This is a genomic window from Pseudomonas sp. E6002 (assembly GCF_013385565.1).
Lineage (GTDB): Bacteria > Pseudomonadota > Gammaproteobacteria > Pseudomonadales > Pseudomonadaceae > Aquipseudomonas.
In genome coordinates, this window is sequence record NZ_JACAPT010000027.1 from 211,344 (window position 1) to 226,929 (window position 15,586).

Here is a 15,586-nt window from a genome sequence, read left to right on the forward strand (position 1 = left end):
CAGGCCCGCCGAACGGGCCGCTGAGGAATGCACATGATCCGAGACCCCGAAACGCTTCATCTGTTGCTGGAAACCCTCCAGCAGTTCGTCAACGAGGCGCTGATCCCCCGGGAAAACGAACTGGCCGAGACCGATGACGTCCCGGCGGATATCGTCAGCCAGTTCCGCGAGCTGGGCCTGTTTGGCCTGACCCTGCCCGAAGCCTACGGCGGCCTCGGGCTGACCATGGAAGAAGAGGTCAACGTGGCCTTCGAACTGGGCCGCACCTCGCCGGCATTCCGCTCCTACTTCGGCACCAACAACGGCATCGGCTCCATCGGCATCCTGCTGGACGGCACCGAGGCGCAGAAGCAGCACTACCTGCCGAAACTCGCCAGCGGTGAACTGCTCAGTTCGTTCTGCCTGACCGAGCCGGACTCCGGCTCCGACGCCGCCTCGCTGAAAACCACGGCGGTGCGCGACGGTGACCACTATGTCATCAACGGCACCAAGCGCTTTATCACCAACGCCCCCCACGCCGGGATCTACACGGTGATGGCCCGTACCAACCCGGACATCAAGGGCGCGGGCGGCATCAGTGCATTCATTGTCGAGCGCAACACCCCCGGCCTGTCCCTGGGCAAGCGCGACCACAAGATGGGCCAGAAAGGCGCCCACACGTGCGACGTGATTTTCGACAACGTGCGCGTACCGGCCGACCAACTGATCGGCGGCGTCGAAGGCGTGGGGTTCAAGACGGCGATGAAGGTGCTCGACAAGGGCCGCCTGCACATCGCCGCCGTCAGCGTCGGGGCCGCCGAGCGCATGCTCGACGATGCCCTGAACTACGCCCTGGAGCGCAAGCAGTTCGGCCAGCCGATCGCCGAGTTCCAGCTGATCCAGGCGATGCTCGCCGACAGCAAGGCCGAGATCTACGCCGCCCGCTGCATGGTGGTGGACGCCGCGCGCAAGCGTGACGAAGGCCTGAACATCGGCACCGAAGCGTCCTGCTCGAAAATGTTCGCCACGGAGATGTGCGGTCGGGTGGCCGACCGTTGTGTGCAGATTCACGGCGGTGCCGGGTATGTGAGCGAGTACGCCATCGAGCGGTTCTATCGCGATGTGCGCTTGTTCCGCCTGTATGAAGGCACTACACAGATCCAGCAATTGGTGATCGCCCGCAACATGATTCGCGAGGCCAAGCACTGAACCCCGGGAACAACACAAAACCCATGTGGGAGCTGGCTTGCCTGCGATGCAGACAACTCGGTCTGGCAGTAACACCGCGGCGATGCCATCGCAGGCAAGCCAGCTCCTACAGTGACCGTGTTCCAACCGCATTACCGCAACACCCATAACTTGTGCCCTAACAACTACAACAAGGTATCGCTATGGAAGTCGCCGCTTCGGCGGGTGCGTTGTCGCCCGCGCAAAACAAACTGTGGATCATCGTATTCATCTTCTGCTTCCTCGGCCTGCTGATCGACGGTGCCGACTTGATGCTGCTGTCCTACAGCCTCAGCAGCCTCAAGGCCGAGTTCGGCCTGACCAGCGTCGAAGCCGGCAGCCTGGGCAGCTTCACCCTGGCCGGGATGGCCATCGGCGGGATTTACGGCGGTTGGGCCTGTGACCGTTTTGGCCGGGTGAAAACCGTGGTCTGGAGCATCGTGCTGTTCTCCGCCGGCACGGCGATCCTGGGCATGACCCACAGCTATTGGCAGTTCGCGAGCACCCGTTTCTTCGCGTCCCTGGGCCTCGGCGCGCTGTATGTCGCGTGCAACACCCTGATGGCCGAATACGTGCCGACCCGCTATCGCACCACCGTGCTCGGCACCTTGCAGGCCGGTTGGTCGGTGGGCTACATCGTCGCCACCCTGCTCGCCGGCTGGATCCTGCCGAACCACGGCTGGCGCTGGTTGTTCTACGTGGCGATCATCCCGGTGATCCTCGCCGTACTGATGCAACGCCTGGTGCCGGAGCCGCAAGCCTGGATCAAGGCCCAGGCCCAACGTGCCCGGGAAAAGGCCGAAGGCATCAAGCGCGTGTCGGCGAAGAAACCCGACGGCATGTTCAAGCTGATCTTCAGCGACCCGAAAGCCAGCCGCATGTTTATCCTCTGGGCACTGACCGCAGGCTTCCTGCAGTTCGGCTACTACGGCGTGAACAACTGGATGCCGTCGTACCTGGAAGGCGAGCTGGGGATGAACTTCAAGTCGATGACCAGCTACATGGTCGGCACCTACGCGGCGATGATTTTCGGCAAGATCCTCGCCGGGCTCGCGGCAGACCGCCTGGGCCGGCGCCTGGTGTTCGCCGTCGGCGCGCTGGGCACGGCGATTTTCCTGCCGGTGATCGTGCTGTTCCAGAGCCCTGACAACATCCTGTGGATGCTGATTGTGTTCGGCTTCCTGTACGGCATCCCCTATGGCGTGAATGCGACCTACATGACCGAAAGCTTCGAAGCGAAATTTCGCGGCTCGGCAGTGGGCGGCGCCTACAACATTGGCCGAATCGGCGCGGCGGTGGCACCGGCAGCCATTGGTTTCCTGGCGTCCCATGGCTCGATTGGCGTGGGATTCCTGGTCATGGGCGGCGCGTACTTTATCTGCGGCGTAATCCCAGCGCTGTTTATCCGCGACAAGCAGTTCGACCCGCAAAAACAATAAGCCCTAACCCGGGGCCCGCGGCGACGCGGCCCCGGCTATAAGACGTGCGGCAGTTATACCCTTAGACAAACCGGGCTAGACTGTACGTCAGTCCTACGGAACTGAAGGAACAGTACGACGCTCTCACCCAGCCTGTAAGACAGTTTTGTGCTTAGAGGCTCATTCGCTTATGAAAACACCGACCCAGACCAACGCAATTGACTTCGACAGCGCCAAATTGCAACGCCTGGGCTTTGGTCAGCCTTCCCTTCTTACACGACGCCCCGCGACGGTTGAGCAACTTCGCCAGCAACTGGGCATGCAATTGCAAACCAGCCTGGAGCCGGAGCATATCCTTGCGTTGTTCTTCCGCGAGATCCAACGCCTGGTGCCGCTGGACGCCCTGCAATACCGCCACGAAGCCAGCGACCTGCGCCTGGAGTACGGTCACCGCGGCCATCATTCGGTGAGCTATGCCCTCAGCCATGAAGGCGAGCACCTTGGCGAACTGGTGTTTCGGCGCAACCAACGCTTTCTCGAAGACGAACTGGCCAACCTGGAATCGCTGCTGGCCACCTTGCTCTACCCGATGCGCAATGCCCTGCTCTACCGTGCGGCGACTCGCAGTGCCCTGCGCGACCCACTGACCGAAACCGGTAACCGCATCGCCATGGACCAGACCCTGCAACGGGAAATCGACATGGCTCGCCGGCACCTGCAACCCCTGTCCTTGCTGATGCTGGACATCGACCACTTCAAACACATCAACGACAGCCACGGCCATGCCACGGGCGACAAGGTGCTCAAGGCGGTCGCCGCCTCGATCAAGAGCCAGCTGCGCAATGTGGACATGGTGTTCCGGTTTGGCGGGGAAGAGTTTCTGATCCTGCTGTCCAACACCGGCCGGGACGCGGCGTCGATGGTCGGCGAGCGCCTGCGCCAGGCGGCACAGGCCCAGGATTATTGGGCGGATGATGAGCGGATCGAATTGACGGTGAGCCTGGGCTGCTCGACCTTGCTGGCGGGAGAGTCCGCCGAGAGCCTGTTGCGCCGGGCGGACAGTGCCTTGTATGTGGCCAAGCGTGAAGGCCGCAATCGGCTGGCAATGGCGGGGTAATTTACCCCGCCATCACCCCGTTTACGCCTCGCTGGCAACCAGGGCCGGTTGTTTGCGGGGGGCGGCCACCGACTTTTCCAGCTGCATGCAACGTTCCAGGAACAGGTACATGTAGTCGTAGCTCTTGCAGACCGCCTGGCGCAGCTCTACCTGCAGTTCCTTGGTCGGGTTCATGCCGGCCAGGGTGCAGATGATTTCCAGGGCTTCCCAGGGATGTGCGTCATCGTACTGGGCATGCATCTTCAGCCACTTCATCGCGCGCTTGCGGTCTTCCTCAGGGAAAGCCGCGGCATAGACGCCGGTGGAACACACCACAGCGGACCACTCCCCAGTGGCCCCCTCGATGGCGTAGTTGGTGGCGGCAATCGCGACAATCAGCGAATCGGCCGAGCTGGTGTGCCAGCACCAGTGGCTCAGTGCATGCAGCTCCGGCGGCACTTCCTGTGCCTGCAATTCTTCCAGGCTGACACCATGGGCGCGGGCCCAATGCACCCAATAATCGGCGTGGTTGAGTTCCACGCGAATATTGCGCATCAGCCAGCGGCGCGCCATGTCCTCCCCAGGATGGCGGGCAAATTTGGTCTTGGTGAGGTTCTGTGCCATGTACAACGCAAACTGTTCAACCACCGGCCAGCCACCAATCAGGTAGTGGCGCATGGTCTTGGCGCTGAGCTTGTTATCGCGCATGCGCTGGTACAGTTCGTGTTCGACAACGCGACGCTTGCTCTCGCTACAGTCCTGGATCAGCTGTTGCGCCCAGGCGGGGTAACTTGAGGCTTCCATAAGCGGGCCGGTTCTGTTGAATGTGTCGATCACTGTCGGGCTCCTTTTGATTTGTGATATGTACAGACCAGCAAATGTTTCATCGGAACGTGCCAGGCGCCTTGAATAACAGAGGCTGCGGTCGCACAGGTCGACACTGCAAACTATCAAAGGTAAACAACTGCGGTCGCTCGATCAGGTATCCCTGAGCGTAGTCGACCCCGATCTCAAGCAAGGCTTGTTCGATCTGGGGTGTCTCGACAAATTCGGCAATTGTGCGCTTACCCATGACATGACCGATGTGATTGATCACTTCGACCATAGCGCGGTTAATCGGGTCGTCCAGCATATCCTTTACGAAACTTCCATCGATCTTCAAGAAGTCTACAGGTAAATGTTTAAGATATGCGAACGAGGACATCCCGGCGCAGAAGTCATCCAGGGAGAAATGGCACCCTAACTCTTTGAGCTCGTTGATAAAACGAATCGCACTACCCAAATTCGCTATAGCGCTGGTTTCTGTAATTTCAAAACAAATCATTTCCGGTGGAATGCCATAGGCAATGAATTGCTCACGCAGGAACCCAAGAAAGTCCTCATCGCCGATGGTAGTGCCTGACAGATTGATCGCACACATGGCCATGGGCCGGCCCGGGCGCTCACGCATGCAGCCCGCGATGATCTTGAACACGTTCTCCACCACCCAACGGTCCAGGGAGGTCATCAAGCCGTAACGCTCGGCGGCCGGGATAAAACTGTCCGGCAGGATGATCCGCCCCGCCTCGTCATGCAGGCGCAGCAGGATTTCGATATGCCCATCCCCCTGTTCGGTGTGCCCAAGGGGCGCGATTTCCTGGGCGTACAGGCAAAAACGATTCTCTTCCAGCGCCATGTGCAGGCGTTGCACCCAGGCCATCTCGCCAAAGCGCAGGGACAATTCCGAGTCATCGGCGTGATACACCTGCACCCGGTTGCGGCCCTTTTCCTTGGCCATGTAGCACGCCATGTCGGCGGCTCGCAGGGAAGTCTCCAGGGTGGTCGGGGCGTGCGTGATGTGCACCAGGCCAATACTCACGGTGGTGACAAACGGCCTGCCCTTCCACACAAAGTGCAGGCTCTGCACGGTGTGGCGCAGGCTTTCGGCGATTTTTTCCGCCACCGGCGCCGGGCAGTTCTCCAGCAGGATGCCGAACTCGTCGCCCCCCAGCCGGGCCAGGGTGTCACCTTCACGCAGGTCGGACTGCAAGAGCGCGCAGATATGCCGCAACAGTTCATCCCCCGCGGCATGCCCGCAGGTGTCGTTGACCAGCTTGAACTGGTCCAGGTCGAGGAACATCAAGGCATGGCGCCCGGTTTGCTGGCGCCCGACGTTGTGCAGCACCTGCTCCAGGCGGAACTCGAACTCGCGGCGGTTGGCCAGGCCGGTCAAGGCGTCGTGGGTGGCCTGCCAGGACAGGTTGGCGATGTACTGGCGTTCCTGTGTCATGTCGTGCAACACCAGCACCGCGCCGACGACTTTGCCGGCACTGCGGATCGGCGCGCCCACCAGGGTGACGGACACGGTGGTACCATCCAGGCGCTGGATCAGCTTGGAGTGCTCGCTGCCCCCACCGAGCTGGCCGCCCAATATGTGTTCGATCAGGGTAAAGCCGTCGGCCTGGGCATTTTCGTCCAGCAGGTTGAACAGCGCCGCCAGCGGCAGCCCCTGGGCCTGGGCGGCTTTCCAATGGGTCAGGGCTTCGGCGGCCGGGTTCATATACGCAATGGCGCCGTCGACATCGGTGGTGATCACTCCGTCGCCAATCGACTCCAGGGTGATCTGCGCCCGCTCCTTCTCCAACTGGAGCGCGTCGGCAAACGCATGCCGCTGGGCCAGCAGCTTGTGGGTGCGCAACAGCGCCAGCACGATCAAGCCCAGTGCCGTGGCCAGGTTGGTCACCAGCAGCAGGCGCAGAATCATCCGCGAGCCTTCACCCAGGGCATCGCTGAAGGCTTTCGCGGCCGGCGTCACCCCGTCGTTGATCGCGAAGATCCGCTGCTTCCAGCGGTGTACGTCGCTGCCGCTGACCTGATTGGCCATGATCGCTCGGTGCATCTCCTGGGCCAGGTCGTCCAGTTGCACCAGGTAGCCATCGCCCACCGTCCACAGTTCAATGGCTTTTTCCAGGTAACTGAAATGGCGGAAGTTGAGGTACAGCCAGATCAGGCTGGAAACGTCGTCAGGGTGGTTACCGCCCTTGAGGATGCCCTGGCGCGCGGCAGGCAGGTCCGGCGTCGGGCGGTCCAGGGCCAGCCGCAGCTCATGCCCGCCCTGGGGTACGGCAATCGCGTTCTGGTATTTGAGGTAGGTGGCTTCGTCGCGGCTGTCGGCGTAGAGCGTCAGGTAAAAGATCGCGTCTTTCTGGCCCTTGGACCACAGGCTTTCGCCCGCCACATAACCGCGCACCGCCGAGAGTACGTAGAGACTGACGCAGCCTAACAATGCCTGGAACAGCACGACGGCGATAAAAGGCCACACAATGCCCAATAACCGAGGGGTTCCGAGAGTCTGCTTTTGCTTCATGAGGTCCCTTGCACATGCACAACTAAAATACGCACGCGAGTGAAAACCGCTCCTGATAGCTCAGCGTAGGCTAAATCACCGCACTTGTTGCAAGTGTCCGTAAAGTTTGGCGTACAAGCCACCATCAGCAATCAACTGCTGATGGTCGCCATCTTCGGCAATATGGCCGCCATCGAACACCAATACCCGATCCGCCTGTTTCACCGCCGACAGCCTGTGGGCGATGATCAACGTGGTACGGCCACTGAGAAACCGCGCCAGCGCCTGGTGCAGGTTGTATTCGGTTGCCGCATCCAGGGCCGAGGTGGCCTCGTCGAGTATTACCACTTTCGGCTCCGCCAGCACCATCCGTGCAATGGCCAGGCGTTGACGCTGCCCACCGGAAAAGCGCACGCCGGAGCGTCCGACCACGCTGTCCAGGCCCAGCGGCAGCGCCTTGACGGTCGCATCCAGCTGGGCAATTTCCAGCGCCTGCCAACAGGCCTGGTCGCTGCGCTCGCGGCCCATGGTCAGGTTGGCGCGCACCGTATCATTGAACAGTGCCGGGTGCTGCAGCACCACGGAGACATTCTCGCGAATCGTCTCCAGGCCGATTTCCTGCTGGGTCGAACCACCGAAGCGAATGCTGCCGGCCTGCGGCGTATACAGCCCCAGCAACAGTTGCACCAGGGTACTTTTGCCGCCGCCGCTGGCGCCGACAATCGCGACTTTTTCACCCGGGGCGACGTTCAGGTTCAACTGGTCCAGCACCAGTTCCTCGCCGTAGCCGAAATTCAGGCCGCGCACTTCGATGCCGACGGTCTCGCGTCCGGTAAACGGATCGGCACCGCCCGCGTATTGCGGTTCATCGGCGCGGGCCAGCAGTTCGTTGATCCGCGTCAGCGCCCCGCCCGCCGCGTAGTAGGCGTATTGCAGGTTCAGCAACTGTTCCACCGGGCTGATCATGAACCACAGGTAACTGAACACCGCGAGCATCTGGCCGATGGACAGGTCGGAAAACAGCACCGTCAGCATCGCCGCCGCACGGAAGATGTCGATACCGAACTGGAACAGCAAGCCACTGGCGCGGCTGGAGGCATCGCTTTTCCACTGGGAATTGACCGCAAAATCCCGCACTTCCTGGGCCCGCTGGCCCAGGCGACCGAGGAAAAAGCCCTGGCGATTGCCGGCACGCACTTCCTGGATCGCATCGAGGGTTTCGGTGAGCGCCTGGGTGAAACGCGATGTGCTGTCGTTTTCCAGCTTCTTCAGGTGCTTGACCCGCTTGCCCAACTGCACCGTGGCGTAGATCACCAGCGGGTTGAACAGCAGGATCAACAGTGCCAGCTTCCAGTGCATCCACATCAGGATCCCGGAGGTGCCTACCAGGGTGAGCATCGCCACCAGGAACCGGCTGAGGGTTTCACCGACGAATTTGTCCACCGTGTCCAGGTCGGTGACCAGGTGCGTGGTCACCGTGCCGCTGCCCAGGCTTTCGTATTCACTGAGGGAAATGCGCTTGAGGCGCTCGATCAGCCGCACGCGAATGCGATAGACGATGTCCTTGGCCAGTCGCGCAAACAACCGCGCCTGCAGCACGTTGAACACCAGGGCGCCGCAACGCAGCAGCAAGGTCACCAGCAGCATCAGGCCGATATAGCCGGCGGCCCTCTGCCAACCCAGGGGCAATGCGTGGTTCATCACCTTCAGTGCCGCATCGCCATGGCCCAGCAGCACTTCGTCCACCAGCAACGGCAGCAGCAATGGAATCGGCACGCTGCACAAGGTTGCCAGCACGGCGACGCCATTGGCGATCCACAGGGATTTCTTGTGATGCAGCGCCAGGCGGCGGACTTCCGCCCAGGTCAGCCGGTCGACACGCTTGGGTTGCTCAACGGGATCGGGCTGATCATGCACAGGCAGCTCGCTCCAGCCAACGGCTCAGCAGCGGCGCCAATTCGGACAGCGGCTGGTAGCCGTTGGTCAGCAGAGCCAGTTGCCCATTACGCTCCGCCAGCAAGGTCGGGAAACCGGCGATGCCCAGGTCCTGGACCCAGGTGAAATCCGCCGCGGTGGCCGCGTGCTGGTCGGCGCGGTCGAAAGCTTCGGCGAACTCGATACGCGGCACGCCGGCGGTCTCGGCCAGTTCCACCAATACGTCGGCGCGGGTCACGTCGCGCCCTTCGACGTAGAACGCCTGCTGGATCAGGCCCAGCAGTTTCCAGGCGCAATCCGGCGCCAGGCTGCGGGCAGTGACCACGGCGCGGCAAGCCGGCTCGGTGTCGTAGACAAAACCATCAGGCAGTGCACCTTCACGCTTGAACGGCTGGCCGGTGGCGTCGGTCACGGCCTGCCAATGCTCAAGAATATAGCGCCGGGTCGTCGGCTCCAGCGCCGCGCCACTGCCGGTGCGCAAGCCGCCCACCACCAGGTGCAGCTCCACGCCTGCGGCCTGGGCCTGCTCAACCAGCGCCTTGGCCACCGGGGCGAAACCCCAGCACCAGGAGCACATCGGATCCATTACATAGAGCAGGCGTGCGGACATGGCTCAGGCCTCGGAGGATGGGGATTGCTTGTAGTTGTAGCCAATCGGGTGCGGCATATTGCGGGCCTTGGCCAGTTCAATCTGCTTTTGCCGGTCGATCGCGCTGCGACGGGTCTTCTCTGAAAGCTTATCCCAGCAATGCGGGCAACTGATGCCAGCTACATAGTGTTCGGATGCACGGTCCTCGACGCTGACCGGTGTGCGGCAGGCATGACATTGATCGTAGTCGCCTTCGCTCAAGTCGTGGCGCACGGTCACGCGATTGTCGAACACAAAGCAGTCGCCCTGCCACTTGGTTTCTTCCTGCGGCACCTCTTCGAGGTACTTCAGGATGCCGCCCTTGAGGTGATACACCTCGTCGAAACCCTCGCTGAGCATATAGCTCGAGGCTTTCTCACAACGAATGCCGCCGGTGCAGAACATGGCGACTTTCTTGTGTTTGGCCGGGTCGAAGTTGGCTTTGATGTAGTCGGGAAATTCGCGAAAGCTGGTGGTCTTCGGGTCGATCGCGCCTTCAAAGGTGCCGATGGACACTTCGTAGTCGTTGCGGGTATCGATCAGCAGCACTTCAGGGTCGCTGATCAGCGCATTCCAGTCCTGCGGCTCCACGTAGGTGCCGACTTTCTTGTTCGGGTCGACGCCTTCGACGCCCAGGGTCACGATCTCTTTCTTGAGCTTGACCTTGGTGCGGTAGAACGGCTGCTCGTCGCAGTACGACTCTTTATGGTCGATGTCGTCCATGCGCGGGTCGTTCTTGAGCCAGGCCATCAAGCCATCAATGCCTTCGCGGCTGCCGGAAACGGTGCCGTTGATGCCTTCTTCGGCAATCAGCAAGGTGCCTTTGATGCCGTTGTCGACCATCGCCTGCAGCAGTGGCTCGCGCAGGGCGACGTAATCTTCGAGGGTGACGAACTTATACAGTGCCGCCACGACAATCGGTTGAGTCATGGGTGTTCTCTCCAGGTGGCTACCCTCGTAAAGGGTGAACCGGATGCAAAAAAAACGCGCCGACTGAGCGGCGCGTTGCGGATTCTAACAAAAATGGCGACGATTATGGACCGCCTCTTACTGTGGCGAGGGAGCTTGCTCCCGCTGGGCTGCGGAGCGGCCCCAACCAGGCAGTTGCAACCCTTCAGAAAGATCGCGGTGATTGGCAGAAGGGCTGCTGCGCAGCCCAGCGGGAGCAAGCTCCCTCGCCACATCAAGCTGATGTGCCACAGTGTCAGTGACCGCCGGCGCAGGTTGGCGAGGCCGGGGCTGCGTCGATTTTCGCCCATTCTTCAGGCGTGTAGGTATGCAGCGCCAACGCATGGAATTCGCTCATCAGGTCACCCAACGTGGCATAGACCTTCTGGTGGCGCTTGACGCGGTTGAGGCCCTCGAACTGCTGGCTGACCAGCACGGCCTTGAAGTGGGTCTGCAACCCACGGCTGTGCATATGGCTTTCATCCAGCACGCTCAAGTGTTCCGGGCTCAGGGCGACGAGTGCCGATTCGATACGCTGTTGCATGGTCATTCCTGTTTACTTCTTCTTGGCCGGGGCCGGGGCTTTTGGCGTCAGCTCGTTGGTCATGTCTTCCAGCAGCTTGTTCACCACAGGTACCGCGCTTTCCAGCTTGGCCTGGGTCATCTGGGCCGATTGCTGGGTCAGCTGGGGCATTTTCTCCAGGACTTTCTTGCCCAGTGGCGACTGGTAGAACGCAACCAGGTCCTTGAGCTCGGATTCGCTGAAGTTGTCGGTGTAGAGCTTGATCATGTCCGGCTTGAGCTTGTTCCAGCCGATGGCCTGGTCCAGGGCGGTGTTGGCCTTGGCCTGGTAGGTGTCCAGGACGGTTTGCTTGGAAGCAGGCGCCTTGGTCTGCTCGAAACGCTGGGCGAACATTTGTTGCACTTGCATGTACACCGGGGTACCCAGCTTGTCGGCATGGGCCAGGGTAAGGAAGGCTTCGGCACTGGCGTTGTGGCTGGCGGTATCGGCAAAAACCTGGCCGCTGGCACATACCAGAGCAACCGCGGTACAGATGGCACGAAGACGAGTCATCGAGTTTCCTTTTCTAGCAGGCGAGGTAAGACCCCAAGGGCGCCCATTCTGCGCCTAAAAAACGCCGCGGCTCAACCCCACGCCTTGTGGGGCCTGGTTTTGCGGGGCTTAATCCGATGAAAAGTCTTTTAAGGGAACCCCACCGGGCGATCAGGGCCTAAACTGCGCAAACGAACCTGAAGGAGTGTGCCCGATGAGCCGTATCGAAACCGACAGCCTGGGAGAAGTGCAAGTCCCGGATGACGCTTACTGGGGCGCGCAGACCCAACGCTCGCTGGTGAACTTCGCCATCGGCGACCAGCGCATGCCCCTGGCTGTGTTGCACGCCCTGGCCCTGATCAAGAAGGCTGCGGCCCGGGTCAACGACCGCAATGGCGACCTGCCCGCCGACATCGCCCGGCTGATCGAACAGGCCGCCGACGAAGTGCTCGCCGGCGAACACGACGACCAGTTTCCCCTGGTGGTGTGGCAGACCGGCAGCGGCACCCAGAGCAACATGAACGCCAACGAAGTGATCGCCGGCCGTGCCAACGAGCTGGCGGGCAAGCCCCGTGGCGGCAAGAGCCCGGTGCATCCCAACGACCACGTCAACCGTTCCCAGAGCTCCAACGACTGCTTCCCCACCGCCATGAGCATCGCCGCCGTGCAGGCCGTCACCGAGAAGCTGTTGCCGGCGATCCGTGAACTGTCTGGTGGTTTGGCAGAGTTGTCGGCGCGCCACATGAAGCTGGTGAAAACCGGCCGCACCCACATGATGGATGCGACGCCCATCACCTTCGGCCAGGAAGTCTCGGCCTTTATAGCGCAACTCGACTACGCCGAACGCGCGATCCGCAGCGCCCTGCCCGCCGTGTGTGAACTGGCCCAGGGTGGTACTGCCGTCGGCACCGGGCTCAATTCTCCCCACGGTTTTGGCGAGGCGATTGCCTCGGAATTGGCCGCGCTGTCGGGCCTGCCGTTTGTCACCGCACCGAACAAATTCGCCGCGCTGTCGGGCCATGAGCCATTGACCACCCTGCACGGCGCCTTGAAGACCCTGGCCGTGGCCCTGATGAAAATCGCCAACGACCTGCGCCTGCTGGGCTCCGGCCCGCGTGCCGGGCTGGCGGAAGTCAAGTTGCCGGCGAATGAACCGGGCAGCTCGATCATGCCCGGCAAGGTCAACCCGACCCAGTGCGAAGCGCTGTCGATGCTGGCCTGCCAGGTGCTGGGCAATGACGTGACCATTGGCTTCGCCGCCAGCCAGGGCCACTTGCAGTTGAACGTGTACAAGCCGGTGATCATCCACAACCTGCTGGAATCGATCCGCCTGCTGGCCGACGGTTGCAGCAACTTCCAGGAGCACTGCATCGCCGGCCTGGAACCCGACGCCGAGCAAATGGCCGCGCACCTTGAGCGTGGCCTGATGCTGGTGACTGCGCTGAACCCGCACATCGGCTACGACAAGTCCGCCGAGATTGCCAAGAAGGCCTATGCCGAAGGGCTGACCCTACGGGAAGCGGCGCTGAAGCTGGGCTATCTCACGGACGAAGAGTTCGACCAGTGGGTGCGTCCGGAAAACATGCTGGAAGCCGGTCATTAAGACGCCAATCGTGCACGCCGGGCCCTGAGCCCGGCGAACAACGACGGCGCCAACGCCACGGTCGCGGACCCCAGCACCACCAACACGGCCCCGCCGTAGCCGAGGGCATTGATGTCTTCGGCGTGCACATACTCGGGCCACATCCAGGCGGCCAGCGCTACCGCGACGAAGGTCACCAATGGCGTCAGCGCCAGGGTGGCGCTGACGCGCGAGGCTTCCCAGTGGGCCAGGGCTTCAGCGAATGCGCCGTAGGCAATCAGCGTATTGAAACAGCAGGCCAGCAGCAGCCAGCCTTGCAGCGGGCTCAGTTGCAGCGCTTCCATCGGGTGCGCCCATGGCGTCAGCAAGAGCGCGCAGGACAGGTAGATCACCATCATCACCTGCAACGAATTCCATACCGTCAGCAACTGCTTCTGGCCCAGGGCGTAGAAGGTCCAGATGGTGGTGGCCAGGAGAATCGTCAGCACCCCGGCGGTGTAGCTGCCCAGGGAGGTCAACAACTCGGTCAGGCGCTGGTTGAAGAACAGGCCGAAGCCGATGATCAGCACCAGCAGGCCCATGCCCTGCCCGAGGCTGAAGCGTTCCTTGAACACGAAGACGCTGGCGATCATCAGGAAGATCGGGCCCACCTGTACCACGAGTTGCGCGGTGCCGGGGCTCAGCAGTTTGAGGCCGACCAGGTAGAGCACGTAGTTGCCCATCAGGCCGCACACGGCGATCGCTACCAGCCAGCCACCTTTTGGTCCGAGGGAACGCCAGCTGGGCAGGCGCCTTACGGCGGCGAGATAGATAAACAGACAACTGCCGGAGACGACCAGGCGAAACCAGGTGACGGTGACGGGGTCCATCACCTGCAAGACCTGTTTGAGTTTGATCGGCAGAATGCCCCAGAGCAGCGCGGTCAGCAGGGCCAGGGATAAACCGTAGACCCAACGGCCCGATGAGATGTGCATGAGTGCCCCGAATGCCTGAGGTGGAGGAGGTGCATTCTAGGGGGATGTGAACGGATTGGGATACGGTGCTGATCAAATGTGGGAGCGGGCTTGCTCGCGAAGGCGGTCTATCAGCCAACATTTTCATCGACTGCCCCGCCGCATTCGCGAGCAAGTCGAATCGTCGCACCGCCACTCCCACACTGAGTCAGCGTACGGCTTCGAACAAGCCGGTGGCCCCCATGCCGCCGCCCACACACATAGTGACAATGCCGTAACGCAACTTGCGCCGCTGCAACTCACGCACCAGATGCCCCACCTGCCGCGACCCCGTCATCCCAAACGGATGCCCGATGGAAATCGACCCACCGTTGACGTTGTACTTGGCGTTATCAATTTCCAGCCGATTACGCGCATAAAGGCACTGCGAGGCAAACGCCTCATTCAACTCCCACAAATCAATATCCGCCACCGCCAGCCCACGGGCCTTGAGCAACTTGGGCACCGAAAACACCGGCCCGATCCCCATCTCATCCGGCTCACACCCCGCCACCGTAAACCCGCGAAAAAACGCCTTGGGCTTAAGCCCCAGTTCCAGCGCTTTTTCCAGGCTCATCACCAGTGTCATGGAAGCCCCATCAGACAACTGCGACGAATTCCCCGCCGTCACCGACCCATCCTCCGCAAACACCGGCTTCAATCCCGCAAGACTGGCCAACGTCGTATCCGGACGATTGCAGTCATCCCGATCCACCACCCCCTCCAACACCTGCACCGCGCCAGTGTTCTTGTCCTCAACCTTGTACTTCACCGCCATCGGCACGATTTCATCATCGAACAACCCATCAGCCTGGGCTTGAGCCGTACGCTGCTGGCTTTGCAGCGCATACAGATCCTGCTCTTCACGACTGATGTGATACCGCCGCGCAACGATTTCCGCCGTCTGCCCCATGGGAAAGTAAATGCCCGGCACCTGCTCCTTGAGCAACGGATTGATCAGGTTATCGGTGTTGACGCTCTTCATGGTCAGGCTGATGGACTCGACCCCACCGGCCACGATGATCTCGCTGCAACCGGAAGCAATCTGGTTGGCGGCGATCGCAATCGCCTGCAACCCCGAGGAACAGAAACGGTTGAGGGTCATGCCCGCCGTACCGGTACCCAGTTGCGACAACACCGCCACATTGCGGCCGATGTTGTAGCCCTGGGCACCTTCGTTGGAACCGGCGCCGACGATGCAGTCCTCGACCGTGGCCGGGTCGATGCCGTTGCGGGTCAGCAACGCGTTCACGCAATGGGCAGCCATGTCATCGGGACGGGTCTGGTTGAACTTGCCGCGAAAGGACTTGGCCAGGCCGGTTCGCACGCTGTCGACGATCACTACTTCACGCATGGGCTACCTCAATTGTTGTGGTTGTTGAGAGATGGATCGAGCATAGAT

Annotated in this window: 13 protein-coding genes; 4 read left to right on the forward strand and 9 right to left on the reverse strand. The window is 61.5% G+C overall.

Annotated elements, in window-relative coordinates; genetic code table 11:
* Positions 1–33: 33 nt before the first annotated feature.
* The 3 genes from HX815_RS22365 (at position 34) to HX815_RS22375 (ending at position 3,741) form a co-directional block, all read left to right on the forward strand.
* Positions 34–1,188, forward strand: coding sequence for an acyl-CoA dehydrogenase family protein (locus HX815_RS22365; protein ID WP_102605272.1), 1,155 nt, complete (start codon positions 34–36; stop codon positions 1,186–1,188).
* A gap of 182 nt (positions 1,189–1,370) precedes the next feature.
* Complete coding sequence (locus tag HX815_RS22370; protein WP_177028903.1) at positions 1,371–2,645, forward strand: MFS transporter; 1,275 nt, start codon at positions 1,371–1,373, stop codon at positions 2,643–2,645.
* 169 nt (positions 2,646–2,814) lie between these two features.
* On the forward strand, positions 2,815–3,741 hold the full coding sequence (locus HX815_RS22375; RefSeq protein WP_003216729.1) for a GGDEF domain-containing protein: 927 nt from the start codon (positions 2,815–2,817) through the stop codon (positions 3,739–3,741).
* A 21-nt stretch (positions 3,742–3,762) separates the two neighbouring features.
* Here HX815_RS22375 and HX815_RS22380 read toward each other — a convergent pair whose 3' ends face one another.
* The 7 genes from HX815_RS22380 to HX815_RS22410 all read right to left on the reverse strand — a co-directional run bounded on the left by HX815_RS22380 (position 3,763) and on the right by HX815_RS22410 (position 11,631).
* On the reverse strand, positions 3,763–4,524 hold the full coding sequence (locus tag HX815_RS22380; RefSeq protein ID WP_218166164.1) for a TenA family transcriptional regulator: 762 nt from the start codon (positions 4,522–4,524) through the stop codon (positions 3,763–3,765).
* 79 nt (positions 4,525–4,603) lie between these two features.
* A complete protein-coding gene (locus HX815_RS22385) occupies positions 4,604–7,066 on the reverse strand; it encodes an EAL domain-containing protein (protein ID WP_008433239.1) in 2,463 nt (820 codons plus the stop codon).
* 75 nt (positions 7,067–7,141) lie between these two features.
* Positions 7,142–8,962 (reverse strand): ABC transporter ATP-binding protein, encoded by a 1,821-nt coding sequence (locus tag HX815_RS22390; RefSeq protein ID WP_177028904.1) that lies wholly within the window; start codon positions 8,960–8,962, stop codon positions 7,142–7,144.
* On the reverse strand, positions 8,955–9,590 hold the full coding sequence (locus HX815_RS22395) for a DsbA family protein (protein ID WP_008433236.1): 636 nt from the start codon (positions 9,588–9,590) through the stop codon (positions 8,955–8,957). Before HX815_RS22395 ends, HX815_RS22390 begins: the two co-directional genes overlap by 8 nt.
* 3 nt (positions 9,591–9,593) lie before the next feature.
* The gene (locus HX815_RS22400; protein ID WP_003216738.1) at positions 9,594–10,538 is read right to left on the reverse strand and encodes a rhodanese-related sulfurtransferase; all 945 of its coding nucleotides are present in this window, start codon (positions 10,536–10,538) and stop codon (positions 9,594–9,596) included.
* Between the two features lie 274 nt (positions 10,539–10,812).
* Positions 10,813–11,106, reverse strand: a complete 294-nt coding sequence (locus HX815_RS22405) for a BolA family transcriptional regulator (RefSeq protein WP_003216739.1) — start codon at positions 11,104–11,106, stop codon at positions 10,813–10,815.
* Positions 11,107–11,112: 6 nt separating this feature from the next.
* Positions 11,113–11,631, reverse strand: coding sequence for a DUF2059 domain-containing protein (locus tag HX815_RS22410; protein WP_003216742.1), 519 nt, complete (start codon positions 11,629–11,631; stop codon positions 11,113–11,115).
* A gap of 193 nt (positions 11,632–11,824) precedes the next feature.
* Here HX815_RS22410 and HX815_RS22415 point away from each other — a divergent pair, with 193 nt between their 5' ends.
* Positions 11,825–13,213, forward strand: a complete 1,389-nt coding sequence (locus HX815_RS22415) for a class II fumarate hydratase (protein WP_003216744.1) — start codon at positions 11,825–11,827, stop codon at positions 13,211–13,213.
* On the opposite strand, the gene HX815_RS22420 is transcribed toward HX815_RS22415, so the two are convergent.
* Together HX815_RS22420 and HX815_RS22425 are read right to left on the reverse strand one after the other, a co-directional pair.
* The gene (locus HX815_RS22420; protein ID WP_003216745.1) at positions 13,210–14,166 is read right to left on the reverse strand and encodes a DMT family transporter; all 957 of its coding nucleotides are present in this window, start codon (positions 14,164–14,166) and stop codon (positions 13,210–13,212) included. The two genes, HX815_RS22415 and HX815_RS22420, sit on opposite strands and share 4 nt — an antisense overlap.
* A gap of 187 nt (positions 14,167–14,353) precedes the next feature.
* Entirely contained in the window at positions 14,354–15,538 is a 1,185-nt protein-coding gene (locus HX815_RS22425) for a thiolase family protein (protein ID WP_177028905.1), read from the reverse strand.
* Between the last annotated feature and the right edge of the window lie 48 nt (positions 15,539–15,586).